17 protein-coding genes are annotated in these 21,620 nt (G+C 70.1%); 3 read left to right on the forward strand and 14 right to left on the reverse strand.

What is annotated here, in order from left to right; genetic code table 11:
- Nucleotides 1-51 precede the first annotated feature (51 nt).
- The 10 genes from DFJ64_RS07445 to DFJ64_RS07490 all read right to left on the reverse strand — a co-directional run bounded on the left by DFJ64_RS07445 (nt 52) and on the right by DFJ64_RS07490 (nt 13,466).
- Entirely contained in the window at nt 52-1,074 is a 1,023-nt protein-coding gene (locus tag DFJ64_RS07445) for a Gfo/Idh/MocA family protein (RefSeq protein WP_115849791.1), read from the reverse strand.
- A 48-nt stretch (nt 1,075-1,122) separates the two neighbouring features.
- Nucleotides 1,123-2,220: a DegT/DnrJ/EryC1/StrS family aminotransferase gene (locus DFJ64_RS07450; RefSeq protein WP_115849792.1), complete on the reverse strand. Its 1,098-nt coding sequence runs from the start codon at nt 2,218-2,220 to the stop codon at nt 1,123-1,125.
- Entirely contained in the window at nt 2,220-2,918 is a 699-nt protein-coding gene (locus DFJ64_RS07455) for an acyltransferase (RefSeq protein WP_115849793.1), read from the reverse strand. Before DFJ64_RS07455 ends, DFJ64_RS07450 begins: the two co-directional genes overlap by 1 nt.
- Before the next feature lie 24 nt (nt 2,919-2,942).
- Nucleotides 2,943-4,172 carry a DegT/DnrJ/EryC1/StrS family aminotransferase gene (locus tag DFJ64_RS07460; RefSeq protein ID WP_115849794.1) on the reverse strand — a complete coding sequence of 410 codons (1,230 nt, stop codon included), beginning with the start codon at nt 4,170-4,172 and terminating at the stop codon, nt 2,943-2,945.
- Between the two features lie 20 nt (nt 4,173-4,192).
- Nucleotides 4,193-6,316: a prenyltransferase/squalene oxidase repeat-containing protein gene (locus DFJ64_RS07465; RefSeq protein ID WP_170152534.1), complete on the reverse strand. Its 2,124-nt coding sequence runs from the start codon at nt 6,314-6,316 to the stop codon at nt 4,193-4,195.
- 35 nt (nt 6,317-6,351) lie between these two features.
- A complete protein-coding gene (locus tag DFJ64_RS07470; protein ID WP_115849796.1) occupies nt 6,352-7,557 on the reverse strand; it encodes a glycosyltransferase family 4 protein in 1,206 nt (401 codons plus the stop codon).
- Nucleotides 7,554-9,086, reverse strand: coding sequence for a hypothetical protein (locus tag DFJ64_RS07475; protein WP_147304629.1), 1,533 nt, complete (start codon nt 9,084-9,086; stop codon nt 7,554-7,556). The genes DFJ64_RS07470 and DFJ64_RS07475 overlap by 4 nt, the downstream gene beginning before the upstream one ends.
- Entirely contained in the window at nt 9,079-10,371 is a 1,293-nt protein-coding gene (locus DFJ64_RS07480; RefSeq protein ID WP_170152535.1) for a lipopolysaccharide biosynthesis protein, read from the reverse strand. The genes DFJ64_RS07475 and DFJ64_RS07480 overlap by 8 nt, the downstream gene beginning before the upstream one ends.
- A complete protein-coding gene (locus DFJ64_RS07485; RefSeq protein WP_115849799.1) occupies nt 10,368-11,537 on the reverse strand; it encodes a glycosyltransferase in 1,170 nt (389 codons plus the stop codon). The genes DFJ64_RS07480 and DFJ64_RS07485 overlap by 4 nt, the downstream gene beginning before the upstream one ends.
- A 96-nt stretch (nt 11,538-11,633) precedes the next feature.
- A complete protein-coding gene (locus tag DFJ64_RS07490) occupies nt 11,634-13,466 on the reverse strand; it encodes a polysaccharide biosynthesis protein (RefSeq protein ID WP_115849800.1) in 1,833 nt (610 codons plus the stop codon).
- A 170-nt stretch (nt 13,467-13,636) separates the two neighbouring features.
- Between DFJ64_RS07490 and DFJ64_RS07495 the strand changes: the two genes are divergently transcribed.
- Nucleotides 13,637-15,046, forward strand: a complete 1,410-nt coding sequence (locus DFJ64_RS07495) for a tyrosine-protein kinase domain-containing protein (RefSeq protein ID WP_115849801.1) — start codon at nt 13,637-13,639, stop codon at nt 15,044-15,046.
- A gap of 47 nt (nt 15,047-15,093) precedes the next feature.
- On the opposite strand, the gene DFJ64_RS07500 is transcribed toward DFJ64_RS07495, so the two are convergent.
- Nucleotides 15,094-16,131, reverse strand: a complete 1,038-nt coding sequence (locus DFJ64_RS07500) for a WD40/YVTN/BNR-like repeat-containing protein (RefSeq protein ID WP_147304630.1) — start codon at nt 16,129-16,131, stop codon at nt 15,094-15,096.
- Nucleotides 16,132-16,180: 49 nt separating this feature from the next.
- On the opposite strand from DFJ64_RS07500, the gene wecB reads away from it, so the two are divergent.
- Nucleotides 16,181-17,410 (forward strand): non-hydrolyzing UDP-N-acetylglucosamine 2-epimerase, encoded by a 1,230-nt coding sequence (gene wecB, locus DFJ64_RS07505; protein ID WP_281268493.1) that lies wholly within the window; start codon nt 16,181-16,183, stop codon nt 17,408-17,410.
- Between the two features lie 313 nt (nt 17,411-17,723).
- On the forward strand, nt 17,724-18,995 hold the full coding sequence (locus DFJ64_RS07510; RefSeq protein ID WP_147304631.1) for a choice-of-anchor P family protein: 1,272 nt from the start codon (nt 17,724-17,726) through the stop codon (nt 18,993-18,995).
- Nucleotides 18,996-19,247: 252 nt separating this feature from the next.
- Here the strand turns inward: DFJ64_RS07510 and ygfZ are convergent, their stop codons facing one another.
- The 3 genes from ygfZ to DFJ64_RS07525 are packed head-to-tail and all read right to left on the reverse strand — an operon-like array spanning nt 19,248 to nt 21,273.
- Nucleotides 19,248-20,252 (reverse strand): CAF17-like 4Fe-4S cluster assembly/insertion protein YgfZ, encoded by a 1,005-nt coding sequence (gene ygfZ, locus DFJ64_RS07515; RefSeq protein WP_115849805.1) that lies wholly within the window; start codon nt 20,250-20,252, stop codon nt 19,248-19,250.
- The gene (locus DFJ64_RS07520; RefSeq protein ID WP_115849806.1) at nt 20,249-20,740 is read right to left on the reverse strand and encodes a Fur family transcriptional regulator; all 492 of its coding nucleotides are present in this window, start codon (nt 20,738-20,740) and stop codon (nt 20,249-20,251) included. The genes ygfZ and DFJ64_RS07520 overlap by 4 nt, the downstream gene beginning before the upstream one ends.
- 20 nt (nt 20,741-20,760) lie before the next feature.
- Nucleotides 20,761-21,273 (reverse strand): heme-binding beta-barrel domain-containing protein, encoded by a 513-nt coding sequence (locus DFJ64_RS07525; protein ID WP_115849807.1) that lies wholly within the window; start codon nt 21,271-21,273, stop codon nt 20,761-20,763.
- Between the last annotated feature and the right edge of the window lie 347 nt (nt 21,274-21,620).

Genomic DNA, 21,620 nt, shown 5'->3' on the forward strand with positions numbered 1-21,620 from the left:
GACCCCGATGTGACGGACCGGGTCGTCAGCGCGGCGACCCGCCCGAGGCGGTCAACCGACGCGGCGGGCCTCCAGTCGCACGTCCACAGTGCGCCCCTCCGCGGCGGACGCCAGGATCGCCTCGGCCACCTCGACGATGGCGAGCCCTTCCCACATCCCGACGACCGCACCCGTCCCCGGCACCTCGCGACCCAGGACGGCGTCGCGGAAGGCGGTCAGCTCCGTGCGCAGCGGTTCCGGCTTGGGAATCGCGTACCGGATCATGTCGCCCTCGGTCACGCCGCGGAACGAGGCCATCGCCTCCCACTCCAGCGGCTGGACACCGTTGGCGTGGAAGGTGAGGTCCGCCGAGATCGTGTCGGCCACGAAGGCGCCCCGCTCCCCGGTCACCACCGTGACCCGCTCCTTCATCGGCGACAGCCAGTTGACCAGGTGATTGACCACCGTGCCATCGGACAGCTCACCCACGACGGCGACGAGGTCCTCGTGCTGCCGACCGCTCTTGTGCGCGGTCCGGGCCGACACCGACCGGTAGGAGCGTTGGGTCACCCACGCGGTGGAGTCGATGTCGTGGGTGGCGAGGTCCTTGACCACGCCCACGTCGGCGACGCGGTTGGGGAACGGACCTTGGCGACGGGTGACCACCTGGTAGATCTCACCCAGCTCGCCCTGCTCCAGCCGCGCCCTCAGGTTCTGCAGCGCGGGGTTGTAGCGCTCGATGTGCCCGACACAGCCGACCACTCCGGCCTTGTCGAACGCCTCCGCCAACCGGGCGGCGGCCTCGACGCTGCTGGCCAGCGGCTTCTCGACCAGGGTGTGGACGCCCGCCTCGGCCAGCGCCAAGCCCACCTCCTCGTGGAACGCCGTCGGCACCGCCACCACGCACATGTCGATACCGGTAGCGATGAGCTTCTCCACGTCGGGCAGGACCTCAAGACCGCCCGCGACGCCGTGCGGGTCGCCCGCGGGGTCGGCCACGGCGACGAGCTCGACCCCCTCCAGAGAGCGCAGGACCCGGGCGTGGTGGCGGCCCATCATGCCGAGACCGATGAGACCGGCGCGCAACACACTCACCGCGGAACTCCCCACCCACTCGTCACGACTCGCTCACGCCTCCTGTCGTCACGCCGCCACCGCCTTGGCGACCGCCGCCACGACCCGGTCGAGGTCGGTGCTGGACAAGCTCGGGTGCACCGGCAGGGAGATCACCTCGCGGCAGGCGCGCTCGGTCACGGGGAGATCGAGCGATCCCGTGCGATCGGCGTAGGACGGCAGCCGATGGACGGGGATCGGGTAGTAGACGCCGGTGCTCACGCCCGCCTCAGCCAGCCGCGCCTGCACCTCGTCACGGTCCGGCACGCGCACCGTGTACTGGTGGTACACGTGCTCGGCGTGCTCGGCGACCTTCGGCACCACCACGTCGGGCGCGGCGTTCGCCAGCTCGGTGTCGAGGTAGCGGGCATTGCGCTGACGCTGCTCCGTCCAGCCGGGGAGTTTCGTCAACTGCACCCTGCCGATCGCCGCCGCGATGTCGGTCATCCGGGTGTTGAAGCCCACGATCTCGTTGGCGTACCGACGCTCCATTCCCTGGTTGCGCAGCAGCCGCACCTTCCGAGCGACCGTCTCGTCCGCGCAGACGACGATGCCGCCCTCACCGGTCGTCATGTTCTTGGTGGGATAGAAGCTGAACGCCGCGATGTCCCCGAAGGCACCGACAGGCCGACCGCGCCAGCGCGCAAGGTGCGCTTGACAGGCGTCCTCGAACAACGCGAGACCGTGCCGATCAGCGATCGCGCGGAGTGCGTCCATGTCCGCGGGGTGACCGTAGAGGTGAACCGGCATGATGCCGACCGTACGGGAGGTCACCGCGGCGGCGACCGCTTCCGGGTCGACACAGAAGTAGTCCGGCTCGATGTCGACGAAGACCGGCGTCGCGCCGGTGAGCACCACCGCGTTCGCTGTCGCCGCGAAGGTGAACGACGGCACGATCACCTCGTCGCCCGGGCCCACCCCTGCCGCGAGCAAGCCCAGGTGCAGCGCGCTCGTCCCGGAGTTGACGGCCACACACGGCCGCCCCTCGACCAGGGCCGCGAACTCCTCCTCGAAAGCGGCGACCTCCGGCCCCTGCACGACCATGCCGCTACGCAGCACCCGGTCGACCGCCGCGCGTTCCTCATCCCCAATCAGCGGTCGCGCCACTGGGATGGCGCCTTCCGTCATCACGGCTTCCTTTCGCTGTCGCAGGCCGGACGACCGTCGACGCGCACCTCGTCGTCCACCTCTCGCAGGACGCCGTCCACCTCGACGTACCGGGCGTCGGTCCGCGGGCAGCGCCACCAGCGCGGGGACCCTCCGTTGGCGCCGTCGGCGGAAGCGTCGGCGTCGGACGGCTCAGGGACCAGTCGAACACCGGCGCGGCCCACCCAGCCGATCTGCCGCGCGGGCACACCCGCCACGAGCGCGAAGTCGGGGACGTCCTTGGTCACCACCGCACCCGCGGCCACGAGTGCCCACCGCCCCACCGTCACCGGGGCCACGCACACGGACCGGGCGCCGAGCGAGGCGCCCTCCCGAACCGTCACGCCGACGGGTTCCCAGTCACCGGCTCGCTTCAGCGCGCCCGACGGGTCGACCGCCCGGGGGTACTCGTCGTTGGTGAGCACCGCCGCGGGTCCGACGAAGACGCCGTCCTCCAGGACAGCCGGCTCGTAGACCAGGGCGTAGTTCTGGATCTTGACGTTGGCCCCGATCCGAACGCCCGCACCGATGTAGGCGCCCCGACCCACCACGCACCCGGGTCCGAGAACCGCGTTCTCGCGGATCTGGGCCAGGTGCCACACCGACGAGCCGGCGCCCAGGACGGCACGCTCGTCGACGTCGGCGCTCGCCGCCACGAAGCCGGAGGAGAGGGCGGTCATGGGCGTTCAGGGTAACGAAGTCCGCTATGACCGGGTGGCAACGGTCATCACCTTGGTGAGGGCCGCGACGGTGTCCTTCATCGCGTCGTCGTCCAACGTGGGGTGCACGAGCAACATCAGCGACGTCTCGCCCAGCTTGCGCGCGACGGGACGTCGCTCCGCCGGCCGGCCCACGACGTCGAACGCCTTCTCGAGGTAGATCTCGGCGCACGCGCCCTGGAAGCACGGCACGCCCTCCGCCTCGACCGCGGTCATGATCCGGTCCCGGTCCCAGCCCGGCGCCAGTCGCTCCGGCTCCACGAAGACGTAGTACTTGTAGTAGGCGTGGCCCACGTTCGGTGGCGGGACGACGACGCGCAGGCCTGGGACGTCGGCCAGCCCGTCGTCGAGGATGGCCGCGTTGTGGCGGCGCCGCCGCGTCCACTCGGGTAGCTTGGCCAGCGCCCGACGGCCCAGCGCCGCCTGCACCTCCGTCATGCGAGCGTTGGTGCCGAACGACTCGTGGAGCCAACGGAACCCCGGCGGGTGCGCGCGGTGGTAGACCGCGTCGTAGCTCTTGCCGTGGTCCTTGTACTCCCAGACCGCGCGCCAGACCGCCTCGTCGTTCGTCGTCACCATGCCGCCCTCGCCGGCGGTGGTGAGGATCTTGTCCTGGCAGAAGGACCAGGCGGCGGCGTGTCCGAAGGTGCCCACCGACCGGCCGTCGAGCGTTGCCCCGTGTGCCTGGGCGCAGTCCTCCACCACGACGAGACCGTGCTCGTCCGCGAGCGCGAGCAGCTCAGGCATCGGCGCGGGCCAACCGCCGAGGTGGACCGGAACGATCGCGCGAGTCCTCGGCGTGAGAACGGCCCGGACCGTGTCCGCGGTGAGCGTCTGTGTCACGGGATCGATATCCGCCACGACCGGCCGAGCACCCAGGGCGACCGCCGCGCTCGCGGTCGCGACGAACGTGCGGGCGGGAACGACCACCTCGTCGCCGGGGCCGACCCCCACCGCCCGCAAGGCCAGCTCGAGCGCCACCGTGCCGTTGCTCACCGCGACGGCGTGCGCCGCGCCGATGGCCGCGGCGAACTCGCGCTCGAACGCCCGGCCCTCCTCACCGGTCCAGTAGTTGATCCGGCCAGACCGCAGCACCTCGACGGCGGCCGCGATCTCGTCGTCGGCGATGAACGGCCAGGGTGGGAAAGGCTCGGTGCGGACGGGCGGGCCACCGTCGACGGCCAGAGCCGACGCGGCAGGACCAGACGGGGACATCGGAGCGAACCTCCCTTACGTCATTCCCCCATGGACAGCAGCAGGTCGGACAGGATCGCGAACATGACGGCGTCGTAGCGGGTCGTTGTCCCGCCGCTGAACGACCCGTCCGGCTTCTGCCGCTTCAGCGCGGTGGAAACGTACCGGGCGACGTCGAGCGACAGGTTGAGCCCGTAGACCGAGGCGTAGCCCTCCGTGGGGATCAGGTCGCCGCGCGCGTGGTTCGCCATCCAGCTGAAGCCTCGACCAGCCTGAGCGACCCAGTCCTCGCGGCCGCGCATCTCGCCGTACTCCAGGAGTCCGGACAGCGTGATGTTGACGTAGCCACCGGAGTGCGGGGAGGGCTTGAACCAGGCGTACGGGGTCATGCCGTCGGGTCGTATCCGCTGCGCGAGGTTGGTGGCGATGGCGTCACCGTAGGTGAGCAGCCGCTCGTCACCGGTCTCGACGTACAACGCGGTGAGGAACGACAGCGCCGCCCCGTCGATGTTGTAGACCTCGACGGAGGTGTTCCGGACCGCCGGCAGGACGTCGTGGGTTCGTACCCGAGGGTCGTCGCGTGGGAGGACGGGCTCCAGGTTGCAGTACGGGATGCTGCCGCGGGTCTTCTCGGCGTCAAGCCACTGGAAGCCGTTCGGGCCAGCGAGCAAGTAGTCCTTGGCGCGCAAGGCCGCGGCCAGGTAGCGGGAGTCGCCGAAGACCTTGAAGCCTTCCAAGAGCGCGCTGGCAGCCGCGATCGTGACGACGGCGAGCGGCTCCCCTTCGGCGTGGGTGTAGCCGCGGCCGTGGTAGTGGGCGCGCTCGCTGAAGTGGCCCTGACGTGACCCGAACGCCCACGGCAGCCCGAAGCCGCCGTCCTTGCGCTGGTGGCGCACCAGCCAGTCCAGTCCGCGCCTGGCCATCGCGGCGTCGGCCGGATCGTCCGTGGCTCGGGCGCGCTTGAGGTAGCCCTGCACCAGGAACGCGATCGCCTGAGGGTCTTCCCGGAGCTGGCCCGGCCAGTACGGATGAGCGACCGCCCATCCGCCGCTCTTCGTCATCCGCCCCCGCAGGTACGCGGCGACCCGCTCCACCGCCGCCTGGACCTCGTGGCGGTCGGGGAGCTGCGCCGTCGCGTCACCGTTGTCGTAGTTCCGCGCCGCCACGAAGACGACGAACGTCGCCTGGGCGACGGGATCCCGCAGGGTCGCCCGCGGGAAGCCGGTGCCGGGCGTGGGGGTGAAACGTCCCCTCACCTCGATCGTCGCCGGCTCACCCGGCTCGATCAGGATGGTCTCCGTCGAGGGGTCGAAGCGCGCCGAGCCTTGCAGCGAGTACGCCAGCATGCCGCCCCGCTCGCTCTCCATCCGGCGCGGACCGCTCACCCGCAGCCGCTGCCCGAAGGCGTCGATGGTCCCGATGTACACCCCGCCGGGCGTCGGGGTGGTGAGCTGGAACGACAAGGTGTCGGCGCGTCGTCCACGGTGCACGCCGGTCCCGCCCCACACCTCCAGGATGGGACTGTGGCGGAGAGAGACGGAGTCGAGCCAGACGGTCCGCGCCGCGCCGGTCACCGAGATCTCCACCTCCACCCAGACGGTGCCGGCAGGCGCGTCGGCGTGGACCGAGACCGCCTCCCACGTGTCCTTTTCCGGTGTGCCCGTGCGGTTGCTCTGGGAGCCGAGCAGCCGGCGGCGCTGGTCGTAGAAGGCCAACCGCACCGACTCCCCACCGTCCGGGCCCGCGGTTGACGAGCGGCGCCAGAACGTCGCCGTGTAGGTGCGTTCGGGCAGCGCGGGGAGCCGGCCGCTGCGCAAGGTGAAGCGATCCTCGGGGGCGCGAGACGTCACCCGGAGCGCTCGCTTCCCGCTGTAGGGAACGTCGTCGCTGACGGTCGCCGACGGTTGTCCCTCACGGTCACAGCTCCATCGGGGTGGGCACGGACCGTCTCCGCCGAGCTCGAAGCCAGCGTTGACCGGCTGGGGCGGCAGCGGCGACGGAGTCACCTTGGGGAACGGCCGGTCGATCGGCGGCCGCGACGCGGTGGACGACAGTCCGCGCGCGCGAATGCTCTGCTGAACCCGCGAGGCGTCGGCGCACGCCGTGCTCAGACAGAGGGTGGCCGCGAGGACGGCAGCGACAGCCCCCCGTCTCCTTCGCCCCACGCGTTCGTCCTCCGTCTCCCCGCGCCGGTCAGCCATCACCGCGTCGCGGCGTCGAGAACGTCCTCGAGCCGGGCCGCCATCACCGTCCGCGACGCGTTCCTCTCCACATAATCGCGGCCACGGCGTCCGATGGCCGCCCGTTCATCCACAGGCTGATCAGCGAGCTGCTCGACGCAGTCCGCGAGCACCCGAGCCGGGTCCGAGCCAGGTCGGGCGAACGCGCTGAGCCCGCAACCGGCTTCGAGCACGAGCCGTTCCATCGCCCCACCCGCGTTGGTGATGACGGGCAGACCGGCGGCCATGTAGTCGTAGAGCTTGTTGGGGCTCATCGCCTTCTGGAACAGCTCGACCGGCGCGACGATGTGCAAGCCGACGTCGCAGGCCACGAACAGGTCCGCCAGTCGCTCCTTGGGCCTGGGGTCGAGGAAGCGCACGTTCTTCAGACCCTCGTCACGGGCCCGCTGCTGGAGCCGCTTCTTCTCCAACCCGTCGCCGACCAACAGGAACGTGGCGTTCGGCACGAGCGCCGCGGCGTCCAGGACGACGTCGAGACCGTCCTTGGGGCCGTGGGCGCCGGCGAAGACCAGCACGGTGCCGTCGACGTCGAGCTCGCGACGCGCGGTGTCCCTGTCCACGGTCGGGACGAAGTCCTCGGGTTCCGCGCCGTTGGTGACGACGACGATCTTCTCCGGGGGGAGACCGAACGACGCAAAGTGGTCCTCCCATCCCGTCGTCACGACGACGATCCGGGCGGCCTGGCGGTAGACGAAGCCCTCGACAGCCGTCAACACACGATGCAGGCGTGACCCCTCCCGGAGGAAGCCGAACTCCACCAACGACCGCGGCCACAGGTCGCGGATCTCCACGACGAGCGGTACTCGCCGCACCTTGGCGAGGAACCAACCGGCCAGCGGGGTGAGCAGGTGCGGGCTGGAGGCGTAGACGAGGTCGACGTGCCGCTGCCGGAGACCCACCCAGATGGCTCCGACGGTGTAGGACAGCCAGTTGAGGATGCGCTTGGGGCCGTTGCCCTCGTACGAGGTGACCGGCACCGTGACGAAGCCGGGGGCGCGGTGGTGGTACTTCCGACGGGTGTAGTTGTTGCGGTTGCCGGCCACGATCAGCGAGGTCCATCCCCGCAGGCGACCGAACAGCTCGACGTGACGGGTCCCTCCGCCCTCCGTCCGCGGCAGGGCGAACTGGTTGAGGACGAGCACGTGTCTGAGGCGAGACTGGCTCACGGATCCTGCTCGCTTCCTGTGTTGGGACGGCTTGCTGTGTGAGGACGCGCTGTGTCAGGACTGCTTACTGTGTCAGGACTGCTTACTGGGTCAGGACGGCTTGCTGGGTCGGGGCGACTGGTCTCAGGACGACCGGTCGCCTGATCGGACGACGCCACCGCGTCCTGCACGTCCGCGGTCGAACGTCGCCGAACGAAAAGACGTCCCCACCGCCAGCCGTCCTCGCCCGACGAGGACTCCGTGGGCATGAAGGCGATGAGGACGATCGCCAGCAGCATGCCATGGGTGAGGAAGACGGTCGGCAGCGCCGTGTTGGAGAGGCTGAACGCCGACTGTGCCAGGCCCGCGACGGCGAGGCCTCTCGTGACGCCTTGGGCGACGGTGTCGACGAAGAGCAACGCCACGGCGAGCACCGCGGTGTAGCCGAAGACACCGACCAGCCCGAAGTTGGCGTAGGCGTCAGCCCAGATGTTGGCGTTCGCGCTGAGGTTGGCGTCACCGAAGTAGACCTCGCCGATGAGGAACGGCGGCGGCAGGTGGTAGGAGTACTCCACCCACCGCTTGAAGAGGCCGTGCCCCATGTACACGAACGGGTGGTCGGTGAAGAAGTCGAAGTAGTACTTCGTGTTGATGCCGGCCGTCAGGATCAACCTGCGCACCGCGATCGTGGTGAGCGACGTCGCGCCACGCAGGAAGTCGAGCATGGTGACGAGGACGATGCCCGTCGTCGCGAGCACGACGACGCGTTCGCCGACCCGCTTGACGTCCGTGGCCCGCACCAAGACCACGACCGCGACGACCAGAGCGGAGGCGAACAGCATCTGCTTGAAGCCGGTGATGGACACCAGGAACAGCTCGGTAACCACACCGAGCACCACCCACAGCCAGCGGCGGGTGACCAGCCCGCGCCCGATGGCGATCGGCGCGATCGCGTTGCCGAGCCACGTGATGGCGTAGCGCGCGACCCGCGGCACGTACTCGAACGAGTCCCGGTACGTGTCGCGGACCTCATAGATCTCCGACAGCGCCACGAACCGGAACTGCAGGCCGTAGTAGGAGATCACGGTGCCGACGAGCGCCAACCACAGCAGGCTGAACGCCAGCCAGTACACCCTGGGCGACGGCCTGCGTCGATGCGGCGAGGGGAGCGGGACCGAGTAGATGAAGCCCAACAGCCAGAACGCGGCGGCGACGGCGCCCACCATGAGCCAGAGCTCGGCGGTGAGCTCGCTGGTGAACACGACGATGACGTGCACCGGCGCGACGACGAGCAGGAACAGCATCCAGTAGATGACCGCCGAGGGCCGCTCCCAGGAGACGGGCAAGCGCCGAGCGCACACGACGTACGTCGGCACCAGCACGATGGCCACGAGGATGTTGGGTGGGACGTTCTCGAAGCCCATGTAGCCGAACGCCGGCGCGATGACCAGGGCGTGCGCGAGCCCGAGCGCGACGGCATAGCCGACCAGCCAGCCGACGCCTCTCCAACGCAGCCGGGTCATCTGCGGCGGCGGGCTCACCCTACGCACGGCGGAGCACCCACCGAACGAGCAGGAGCACCCCAGCGTAGGAGAAGCCCAGAGCACCCGCGTAGGCGGCGACTCCCGCCACGTCCGATCCTCCCATCCACGCGACGATCAGTGGCGCGACGACCACGACCACCAGTCGCACAGCTTCCCAGACCAGCGCCACACCTTGGCGACCGACGAGGTTGAAGACGTTCGAGACCGGGCTGGCGACGAACTGCAGGAGGAACGCCACCGCCAACACCTGCGCGTAGGTGCCGGCGCGTTCCCACTGCGCGCCGAAGACCCACGTGAACAGCCAGGGGCCGAACGCGGCGAGCACCACCACCGGCCCCGCGCCGAGCAGGGCGAGCCTGCGGACGGCGAGCCAGGTCAGCTGAGGGAGCCGCCCGGAGTTCTCTCGTCGCGCGGTCGCGCCGCGGCCCAGGAACACCTGCGCGACGGCCTGCCCTACGACGGTGACCGGAAGCGCGAGCAGTCGAGTGGTGAACGCCAGCCATCCTGTGGGGTCGGGTCCGAACGCCAGCGCGAAGACGACGTACGGCGCGTACTGACCGATGTTGTTGAGCAGCGCCGTCCAGGTGGTGACGAGCGGGAACCGCCGGAACCGCGCCAACGCCGCGCCCACGTCACGCACAGTGACCGGACGGCGTGGCTCGTCATCCTGCTCGATCAGTGGCCGGCGGGCGATGGACGCCAAGCCCGCCAGCCGGCCCAGGCTCATTCCGAGGAGGAGCCCGAGCGGCCGCATGCCCAGTGCGCCGAGACCGAGCTGGGTGAGTGTGGTGCCGATTCCTTGGGCGGCGTTGCGGCCGGCGAGGTCGCGGTAGCGCTCGGCGCGCACCAGCACCGCGCTGATGAGTTGGAAGACCGCGATGGCCGCCACCGTCACCGGCACCAGCCACCACAGGTCCGCGAGCGTCGCCCAGGTCTCGCTGGTCGCCCACAGGTCCGCGGTCGCCGCACCCACGACCCAGATGAGGACGGCGACGACGACCGTGCCGAGAAGGCCCGCGCGCAGCACAGCGCGCGTCTCGTGGGCGTCCTTGGCCAGTGGGATCGCCAGCTCGAGCCGCAGGCTGGCGAGCACGGCGCAGGTCGCCACGACTCCGGTGAAGATCTGTAGGACGGCGAAGTCACCCGGGGCGTAGAGCCGGGACAGCAGGGGCGAGACGGCGACGAGCAACCCTTGCCCGACGACCGTGCCGAGCACGATCTCGACGACGCCGCGTCGCGCGCCGCCTGGTTTCGCCGCACGCGCGACCCGTCGGATGCCCACCAGTGTCATGGCGCGTGGGTGGGGGACTCTCCCGCCAGGAGACTCTCGTAGAGGGAGAGCAGCGTGCGCGCCTCGGCCTCCCAGGAGTACTTCTCGTGGACCGCCTTGCGTCCCCGTTCCCCCATCGCGCGGGCCCGCTCGGGGTCGGCCAACAGGCTGCACACGGCCTCGGCCACCGCCTGGGCGTCCTCGGGAGGCACGACGACACCCGCGCCGACGTCCTCGACGATCTGCCGCCACAGCGGGAAGTGCGAGGCCACCACGGGCACACCCTCGGCCATGTACTCGAAGATCTTCGTCGGCAGATTGTTCTCGTACGCCTTGGGCCCCACCTGCACCATGAGGCCCACCTTCGCCTCGGCCACCAGTCGCCGGGCATCTGCCGGTCGCTGGACGCCCACGTAGTCGACCGCCGCCGCGACGTCCGGATCGGACAGGCGCTCCTGCAGCTCGGGCGGCTGGAACGGTCCGATGAGCGTGAGCTTCTCGCCGTGCGCGGCGTAGGCCGCCTTGGCCGCTTCGAGCATGCTCGGCAGGCCGCGCAGCTCGGTGATCGCGCCGACGTAGACCAACCCGCGAGGACGCTCGTCGTACGGGATGTCGACGCCGCTGTCGTCGAGGATCGGGAAGTTGTTGACGATGACCATGCGCCGCGCGTGGGCGTAGACGTCGGCGACGAGCGGCGACGCGGCCACGACAGCACTGAGGACACGACCAGCGATCCGGCCGAGGAGCCGCGTTCCCCACGCCACCGCCGGTCGCAGCGGGCGCGGGATGTAGTGCTTCCCCATGACCTGCGACGGCAGCGGCTCGTGCGCGTCGAACACCACGTGGTGTCCACGGGCCCGCAGCGCTATCCCCAGCGGAATGAGCTCAGGGTCGTGGAGGTGGTAGATGTCGGCGCGCTCGGCCAGCAAGGGCCGCAGCAGGCTCCACACACCGACCGTCATCCGGGCCGCCCGGGAACGCGGCCGCGGCACCGGGACGACCCGGACACCGTCCTCCTCGTAGGGCCCCTCGGCGCGCGCGAAGAGCGTGACGTCGTAGCCGGCCGCCGCGAGCGAGCGACACTGCTTGTGGAAGATGCGGATGTCGGTCGAGGGATGGACGACCGATACGTGGACAGCCTTCCGGGTGCCCGGGCTCGGGTTGGTCGAAGTGGCACTCGCAGTCATCTTGTCCCAGCAACCTGAACGTGGAGGCGGCAGGTCACGCCGTCGGACCGAGCCGTGCGATCCCACCGAGCCAAGGCACTGCGCACCCGAGCGGTCTCAGCGCGACGAGCTGACATCGACGGGATCCACCGGTCGTCCGTCGGCGCAATCTAGCAGGTCTTTACGTTTTGTCCCGATGACGTCGGCCAGCTCCACCTGGTCCGGAGACAGCTCGGGAACCTCGGCGTGCGAGATCAGCGGGTGGTGCGGACGCCGGTCGGTCTCCCCCTCGCCGAGCAGCTCCTCGTGGAGCTTCTCACCCGGCCGCAGACCGGTGAACACGATCTCGACGTCCTCGTTGGCCATCTCGATGAGCTGACGGGCGACGTCGACGATGCGCACCGGCTCACCCATGTCGAGGATGAGCACCTCACCGCCACGACCGATCGCCGCGGCCTGGATGACCAGCTGGACCGCCTCGGGGATGGTCATGAAGTACCGGGTCACCTCCGGGTGCGTCACGGTGACCGGCCCACCCTCGGCGATCTGCTTGGCGAACGCGGTGAGCACCGACCCGCGACTGCCGAGGACGTTGCCGAAGCGCACGCTGAGGTAGGTGTTTCCGGTCAGGCGCGCGTAGTAGGCCGTCAGCCGCTCGGCGATCCGCTTGCTGCGCCCCAGCACGCTCGTGGGGTTCGCGGCCTTGTCGGTCGAGATGTTGACGAAGCGCTCGACACCGGTCTTCGCGGCCGCCTCCAGCACATGGATGCTGCCGAGCACGTTCGTCTTGAAGCCCTCCTCGGGATACTGCTCCAGCATCGGCAGGTGCTTGAGCGCCGCGGCGTGGAAGACGACCTCCGGCCTGCGTTCCTCGAACAGCGACAGAATGCGGTCGCGGTCGCGGATGTCGGCGAGGATGACCTCGCCGGTGTCGAGCAGGGCGCGTCCGGTGAGCGAGAGCTGCACCGCGTGCAGCGCCGACTCATCGCGGTCGAGCATCATCAGCTCGGCGGGATCGAACCGCGAGATCTGGCGACACAGCTCGGCGCCGATGGAACCGCCCGCGCCGGTCACCAGCACGCGCCGACCGGTGAGGTAGCCGGCGATGGCCTGGATGTCGGTGTCGATCTGGTGCCGACCGAGCAGGTCGGTCACGTCGATGTCTCGAACGTCGCGAATGGAGATGCGGCTGGGCGCGAGCAGCTCGCTGAGCCGCGGCAGGACCTTCACCTCCAGTCCACACCGCCGGGCCTCTCGGCCGACCTCGCGGTACAGCGGCGCCTCGCCACTCGGGATGGCCACGACCAGGACCTCGGCTCCCACCTCACGAGCGATCCGAGCCAGGTCGTGTCGAGTGCCGAGGACACGGACTCCGCTGATCCGCAAGTGCCGCTTGTTCGGGTCGTCGTCGATCAGCCCAACCGGCAGGTACGGGCTTTCCGGATCGGTCAGCATCGACCGCACGAGCTGCTGACCACCGTCACCCGCGCCGAAGACCAGGGTGCGGGCACCACCGGTCGGGCGGGCCGTCCCCTCGCGCAGAGTGCGGATGACGGCCCGAGCCGTCACCATGCCCATGACCGCCGCGAACGTGCCGCCGAACGGCACGCTCAGCGGCACGAACCGGGTAGGAACCGCGAGCAGGTCGAGTACGAGGAGGCAGGCGCCGATGCTCAGCCCGACGGCGGCGAGCATCACCACCTCGTCGAAGCTCCCCACGGGGTAGCCGCCCTGGTACAGCTTGGCTGCCAAGCCGAGGACCAGCTGCAACGCCACCGCGACACCGACGACGATCAGCAGACCGCGCGGGTCGAGCCGGTCGAACGCACCGTCGTAGCGCAGAACGGTCGCCAACGCGAGTGACACCGCCCACGCCGCGAGGTCGTTGACCACGAAGCCGGCCCTCGACCACGGCACCCGCCTCACCGAGCCGCTGAGGCGCTCGGACACGAGGCCATCGCCCCTCTCTCGCCGAACCCGAATCTTTCGCGACAAGGGACCCTACCGGAGGTTTGGGTCGGATCGCCCGGGTCATACCATGCGAGACTCTTTGCCGGGGCGAATGGGGCGAATGGGTCGGAAATCGAGCGAAGTAGCCGTCAGCCAGGAAGGTCGGCCCCGTGGAGCTGCGTGAGTATCTCCAGACGATCCGTAAGCACGGGATTCTCGTCATGCTGTGCGTGACCGTGACCGTCGCGGTCTCGGCCCTCATGGTGCTGCGCGCGACGCCCACGTACGCGTCGAAGGTCACCCTGTTCGTGAGCGTCGCGCCATCCCACGACGCGGCAAGCGCCTACCAGGGAGGGCTGTTCTCCCAGCAGCGCGCCGCCTCCTACGCCGACCTCGTGCGCGGCGAAGCGGTGACCCGCGCCGTGGTCGAGGACCTGGGTCTGTCGATGTCGCCCGCGTCGCTCGGGACGCGGATCAGCGCTCGGGTGATACCGCAGACCGTGCTCTTGGAGATCACGGTCACCGACACCGCGCCCGCGCGGGCCCAGCAGTTGGCGGGCGCGGTCGCCAAGCACTTCGCCGCGTTCATCCAGGAGCTGGAGCGACCGAGCAAGGACGCGCCGTCGCCGGTCCGGACCACGATGGTCGACTCGCCGACCTTGCCGACCTCCCCGGTGTCGCCGAACCCGCCGCGCACTCTGGGGCTCGGCCTGCTCGCCGGTCTGGTCGTCGGTGTCGGCCTCGCCCTCATGCGCGAGGTCCTCGACACCAGTGTCAAGTCGGCTGAGGCGCTGAGCGCCGTGACCGAGACGCCGAACCTCGGCGTGATCCCTCACGACCCTGACGCCAGGGCCAACCCGCTCGTCGTCCACATCGAGCCCGGCTCGCCACGGGCTGAGGCGCTCCGCCAGCTCCGCACCAATCTCCAGTTCGTCAACGTCGACCGCCATCCCAAGCGCATCGTCGTGACGAGCGCGGTGCCCTCCGAGGGGAAGACGACGACCGCGTGCAACCTCGGGCTCATCCTCGCGCAAGCCGGTCAGCGCGTCGTCCTCGTGGAGGGCGACATCAGGCGCCCGCAGCTCGCGGAGTACCTCGGCCTGGAGGGCGCGGTCGGGCTGACGAGCGTCCTCGTCGGTCGAGTGGCCCCGGAGGACGCGCTCCAGCCGTGGGGCGACCTTCCCCTCGAGGTCCTCACCAGTGGCCCGTTGCCGCCCAACCCCAGCGAGCTGCTGCAGTCCCGGGCGATGGAGCTTCTGCTCGGTGAGCTCGATCGGCGCGCCGACGTCGTGCTCATCGACGCGCCACCTCTGCTCCCGGTCACCGACGGCGCGCTGCTGGCCCGGATGTCCGACGGCGCCGTCCTCGTCGTCCGCCATGGCAAGACCAGCGTCGACCAGGTCCGGCAGGCGGTTGACAACCTGGCCAAGGTCGACGCTCGACTCCTCGGCACGGTTCTCACCATGGCGCCGGCCAAGGGACCGGACGCCTACACCTACGGCTACGGGTACGGCTATGGCTACGCCGTGGAGCGCGGTCGCCGCCGTGCCTCGCGTTCCCGGGAGAACGCGATGGCCTGACGTACGCGACTGTTGCGGGCAGGTGGCCGTCGGGACGTGAGCGCTCGTCACGCGCGCCGCTGCCAGGAACCGCCCGCGTCCTCGCTGAACCACAGGGCGTCGCCCACACCGAGGTAGGCCCGGTCGCCGTCGGCGGAGACGACCGGGAGAGCCTCCTCGTCGGTCTCGACGCAGGCTCGAGGCGTCCAGGTCGCTCCGCCGTCGGCGGTGGCGAGCACCGTCACGCCCTCGCACGTGTCGTCGTCCGTGCGCACGGCGAGCGCGCGAGAGTCGTCGACGAAGTCGAGGTCGAGGACGCCGGGCAGCGTGCCGCGCTCCGCCCACGACGCGCCGCCGTTGGCGGTGGCGAAGATGGCGCCACCGCTGCAGGAGACGTAGGCGCGGTCCTCGTCGAGTTCGCTGATCCCGACGACGACCTCACCCCTGGGGCAGGGGACGGTCGTCGGCCCACTGGGCGCTTGCAGCCGAGGTCCCGCCTGGGGGAGGCGATGCCAGTTGCCGCCAGAGCCCCTCGCCTCGCTCCAGGCTCCCCCGCCGTTGCTCGTCGTGTAAGTGGTCACGGTCGTGCAGTCGGCATCCATGCCGACGAGCCAGGCGCGGTCCGCGTCGACGGAGCCAGCCCGCAGGATCACCGCCGCGGAGGGCACGTCACTGGGCACGAAAGTCTCGCCGCCGTTCAGCGACAGCTCGACCGTGGCCCCACCGTGACCGCACGTGCCGGTGCGGGCGCGGACCACCGCAGCGCCGGCGCCGATGTCGACCAGAGTTCGACTCGCGCGCAGGTCGGGCACGGTGGGCCGGCTCGAGGCTTGCGCCGTCGCGCTGGGCGTGGCGGGATGGGACGGCGTGGCAGATGGCGTGACGGAGGGTTGGGTGGCGACGCGCGTGGGCGTCGCGCGCGGCGTGCGGGCCTCGGCCACCGGAGTCGAGACGCCGCTGCTTGGCCGCACGTGCCGGAACGCGAGCGTCACCAGCACGATGTCGAGGGCGACGAGGACTCCCACCGCCACTGTGCCGATGGTGCGCAGCCGAACCGCCAAAGGATCCCCTCCGCCGTCTTGGACTGACTCCTCGCTTGGGGGCATTCCGGGAGCGTCGCGCCACCACTCACCCGTTAGCCTGCTGTGCGCCAACATGCGGTCGCCACGCGACGGGCGCCCCGATGAGCACAACGACGCAGCGACCGCCGAGCAACGGACGTCGAAGGGAATCGAGTCAGTCGTGCCCCGGGTCATGGTGGTCTACGGCACACGTCCGGAGGCCGTCAAGATGGCTCCCGTGGTCGCCGCGCTGCGCGAGCGTACGACGCTCGAGCCGATCGTCGCGGTGACCGGCCAGCACCGAGAGATGCTCGACCAGGTCCACGAGTTCTTCGGCATCCGACCCGACCACGACCTGGCCATCCTCACCGAGCGACAGACGTTGACCGAGATCACCGTCCGGGCGCTCGAGGGCATCAACTCGCTGGTCCGGAAGGTCGCGCCGGACGCGGTGGTGGTCCAGGGCGACACGACCACGACCTTCGCCGGGGCGCTGGCGGCGTTCTACGAGCGTGTTCCCGTCGTCCACGTCGAGGCGGGCCTGCGCACCGACGACCGCTACTCGCCGTTCCCGGAGGAGATCAACCGTCGCCTGACGACCGAGCTGGCGTCGTTGCACCTCGCGCCCACGGTCGCCAATCGCGACCGGCTCGTGGCAGCCGGTGTTCCGCCGTCGGCGATCGCGGTGACCGGCAACACCGTTATCGACGCGCTCTGCACCGTCGTCGACCGACGGCAGCCGTACTCCGACCCGGAGCTCGCCGAGGTGCTGCGACGCGGACGTCGCGTCATCGTGGTGACGACGCACCGCCGCGAGTCGTGGGGCGAGCCGATGCGCGAGGCGCTCCGCGCCATCCTCGACGTCATCAAGGATCGTCCCGACGTCGAGGTCGTGGTGCCGATGCATCGCAACCCGATCGTCCGGGAGGTGGTGGTGGCCGAGCTGGCCGATCAGCCACGCGTCCACCTCACCGAGCCACTGCCTTACGCCGAGTTCGCGCGGCTGCTCAGCGAGTGCTACCTCGTGGTCACCGACTCCGGCGGAATCCAGGAGGAGGCACCGAGCCTGGGGCGCCCGGTCCTCGTCCTCCGGGACAACACCGAGCGCACCGAGGCGGTCGAGGCCGGCACGGTCCGCCTGGTCGGGACGCGACGGCCCGTCGTTCGCGACGCCCTGGCACAGCTACTGGACGACGAGCGGGCGTACGCCGAGATGGCCTCCGCGGTGAATCCGTACGGCGACGGCAAGGCCGCCGAGCGCTGTGTGGCGGCGATCGAGGAACTGCTGGGCCTCGGCCACCGGCTGCCCGACTACGTTCCCTGAGACGTCGTTCCCGGAGACGCCGTGCCCCGAGACGTCGACGAGCCCGCCGGCCGCCCCTCTCCTCGGCGCGCGACACCACCGACCAAACGTCACCCTTCGTGCCTTTTCGAACCCCTTCCGTAGTAAGGTCGGGCTTCGTCCGTTGCGACGTGACGTGATCGTTAGATCACAAAGAGGTATCTCTTCGCCCCATTGCCCGACAAACCGTGTCAGACTGGGAGAAACCGGGCACCATGCTGCCCGTAGGTACACACGACGTGTGATCGCCGTGTGACTCCTAGCTGCAATGACCGTGATCCTCAAAGGGGACTGGATGCACCCGACCACATTCCTGCGACGAGGCGTGGCGGCCATCGCCGCGGGCGCGGCCGCAGCCGCCGCACTCGTCGCGACCACGCCCGCACAGGCTCAACCGGCGCAGGTGGGCTACGCCGCTCAGGCGTACGGCACCTACGCCTTCACCTCCGACCGCTCCCTGGTGTCCGGACCCACCGCCTACACCGAGATGGCGTGCGGCACCAAGCCCGGCCTGGTGTTCCGCAACCACACAGCGGACGTCAAGGTGAAGGGCCTCGGGACCATCGGCGCCACCGTGACGGAGGTCCGGTCGATCGAGTCGGGCAACCTCCGGTCGTCGCTCGCGACGTCCGAGACGGCCAAGGCCAACCTGCTCGGCGGAGCCATCACCGTCGACGGCATCACCTCCTCGACGAAGGTGACCTGGGACGGCACACAGTTCCGTACCGAGCAGAGCGCGACCCTCGCCGACCTGCAGATCCTCGGCGTCCGGATCCCGCTCCGGCCCAAGCCGAACACCAAGATCGAGTTGAAGCTGCCTGGGCTCGGCACGGTCGGGGCCGTCGAGCTGAACAAGCAGTACCAGAAGAACTCCGGAACGGAGTTCGAGGCGATCACGACGGCGCTCGTGGTCTCGCTGCTGCCGAACAACCCGTGGCTGCCCAAGGCGGGGACCACGCTGCGGGTCGGCAACTCCAAGGCGGTCATCACCAAGCCGATGTCCGGCTACTTCAAGGGCCAGGGCTTCGCGACTCGCATCAACGCCCTCGACGGCATGCTGTCGTCCGGCCCCACCGCGCTGGCCAAGGTGCGCTGCCTGGGCGGTGAGACCACCAACTCCATCGCCGCCCTCGACATCGACGGTCTCCTCGAAGGCGGTGCGGCGCGCACCCACGCCGTCGGCGTCACCAAGGGCAGCGTCTCGACCAGCCGAGTGGTCAACGACACCGCCAAACTCGACCTCCTCGACGGCGCCATCACTGTCGAAGCTCTCCGCGCGGTCGCGCAGGCCCAGCGCACCGGCAACGGTCCCGTCCAGCTGTCCACGGAAGGCACGAAGTTCGTCGGGCTCAAGGTGCAGGGCCAGCCGGTCCTCGACGCGGACGTGGCGCCGAACACCAAGATCGACCTCGGCATCGCGCAGGTCACCCTCAACAAGGTCCGCAAGACCGCCACGACCGTGGAGGTGACCATGGTCGAGGTCGTCGTCCAGGACGACATCCTGGGCCTCCCGACCGGCTCGAAGATCGAGATCGGCCGAGCCTACGCGGGAATCAATCCCCAGTGAGTCCACGACCGCGGTGAGAGGAAGCCGCGGTACGGCAAGGTGGCTCACCACGAGTGTGGGGGGTGGCACGCTGGTGCCACCCCCCCACACACTTGCTTGCTTGTTCTCTGTTGTCTTGCTCTAGTCCGCTGTCGTCGCGCCTGGGCCCTCTCCGTCTCTGAGGCTCTCGTCTTCTCCTCTCAGGCTCCCAGGCTTACGTCTCGGGGTCTTCTCGGCGCTCTCGGTCCTTGTCGTCGCGACCGCGGCTGTACGTCAGCCGCGCAGCCTCGGGCGGACATGCAGGCCGATGTCCGGCGGCACGACGACCTCTTGCGCCGCCGCCACACCGTCGGCCAGCAGCGTCGCCTCGACCGGCACGCTCCGGCGAATGAGCGCCAACGCCACCGGACCCAAGTCGAAGTGGCGTCCGCTGCTCGTGACGAAACCGACGTCCCGGCCCTCGTGGGTGACCGGCGCGCCGTGGCCGGGCAGCCGATCGACCGAGCCGTCGAGGTGGAGAAGCACCAATCGGCGGGGCGGACGGCCGAGGTTGTGCACGCGCGCGACGGTCTCCTGACCTCGATAGCACCCCTTGTTGAGGTGCACCGCCGTGTCCAGCCAGCCCACCTCGTTCGGGATGGTGCGGTGGTCGGTCTCGAAACCAGCTCGCGGGATGTGCGCCGCGATCCGACGCGCCTCGTACGCCCACAGCCCTGCCGGCGGGCCCGCCTGCTCGGCGTACGCCGCGAGCCTGGCACGAGGCAGGAACAGGTCCCGCCCGCGGAGCGTGTCCGCCGCCTGGCGGCTCAGCACGTCGGTCGGACCGTCGGTGCGCGGCTCCCAAACCACGGCGATCTCGTCGGTCACGTCCGCGACCTCGACGCGCATGAGGAACCGCATCGAGTCGAGGAACTCCACCAGCCGCGGCGCGGTGCCGGGCTCGACGTGCATCCACACCGCCGAGCCGTCGTCGACCAGCGCGAGACAGTGCTCGACGTGGCCGTGCGGGGAGAGGAGCAGCGCGGTGGTCCCCTCGCCGGGTGGCAGCTGCTCCAGGTGCTGGGTCGTCAGGGAGTGCAGCCAGGTGAGCCGGTCCGGGCCGCTGACCCGCACCACGCCCCGGTGCGACAAGTCGACGAAGCCCACGCCCTCCTCGAGGCGGCGCTGCTCCCGCAACGGCTCCCCGTAGTGAGCGGCCACCCCCGCATCGGGCGACTCGGCTGCCACGGCGCCCTCGCGCTGGAGAAGCGGACTCCGGTAGCTCTCGCCTGCGGTCACGCCTTCGAGGTTACGGCCTGTTCACCGCTGCGCGCCTGCGGACATTCGGTGCACTCTCCGAAGACGGCGAGATGGCGAATGTCCAGCCGGAACCCGTAGCGTTCCAGCAGCGTCGCGGCGAAGCGCTCGACCGCCTCCGGCGGCACCTCGCTCACCCTGCCGCACGCGCGGCACACCGCGTGCGCGTGCGCCGGCGTGCTGGTGGAGTGGTAGGTGGGCGCCCGGTCGCCCAGGTGGGTGTGGGTGACCAGGTCCAGGTCCTCCAGGAGCTCGAGGGTGCGGTACACCGTGGAGATGTTGACGCCGCGGGCCTTGCGCCGGACGACCTGCAGGATCTGCTCGGGAGTCGCGTGCTGCAGCTCTTCGACCGCCTCCAGCACGAGCTGCCGTTGCGGCGTCAGGCGGTAACCCCTGGATCGGAGCTCCGCGCGCAACTCCTCGTGGCGCGACGCGGAGTCGCCGCCTCGCCGCTCTCGTGCCTCACCCATCACGGAAAGTGTAGGTTCGCTCAGGATGCAGGTGCCGGCTCAGCCCGCTCCAGGCGTCCCCACAGGTGCGGCTGAAGCTCGTGACCCTCCGCGGCCATGTCGAACGTCCACAGCAAAGCCCCCTCGACCAGGCCGTACAGCCGCTGGCCGGCGGAGTAGTCCTTCGCGGTCGGGGTGCGGGCAACGATATCGGTCGCCATCTCGATCTTGGTCTGGTTGACCCGGCCGTACCAGACCTCCGCCACCCCGGTGGGGTGGACGAGGACGACCTCGAGCTTGCCCTCGGGCTGTGGCCGCCAGAAGCCGGTCTCCATGGCGAGAGGACGGACGGCCGTCCCCTCCTCGTCGATCAGCCAGCTACGGCTCGTGTAGTAGAGGAACGGGTTGCCGTTGTGGCTGAAGATCACTTCCTGGCCGAACTCATACGGCTCGATGGTGGGGTACTCCCCGCGCCCACGACCCTCCCAGCGCCCGAGGAGGAACGCCAAGGGCACGCAGTCGGGGTGCAGATCGGACGGGATCTGGAACGGCATGACGACTCAGGCCCCTTCCTTGGCCGTCGGTCGACCCACCAGCAGCCGACGAACGGCGAGTGCCCCCGCGACGCCCACAGCGACGACGAGGAGAAGCAGGACCGTCGCGAAGACCATCTCGACCATTTCCACGAGTCTAGGTCCGACCGAAACTGGGCCCCACGAGTGTAGGGCTCGCCTGCACCTGCCTCGGCCGTGGCCAGCGCCGCTGGGGCTCCTCGTCAGGCGGGCCCGCTTCGTTCGGGATCCCGCTGGCTGCTCACCACTGTTGCCTCGGAGCCGACTCTCCGCCAGAATGAACGCTTGTTCATGAACGTACGTTCATAGCGAGGACGCCATGGGCCCGG

Source organism: Thermasporomyces composti (assembly GCF_003386795.1).
Taxonomy (GTDB): Bacteria; Actinomycetota; Actinomycetes; order Propionibacteriales; family Actinopolymorphaceae; genus Thermasporomyces; species Thermasporomyces composti.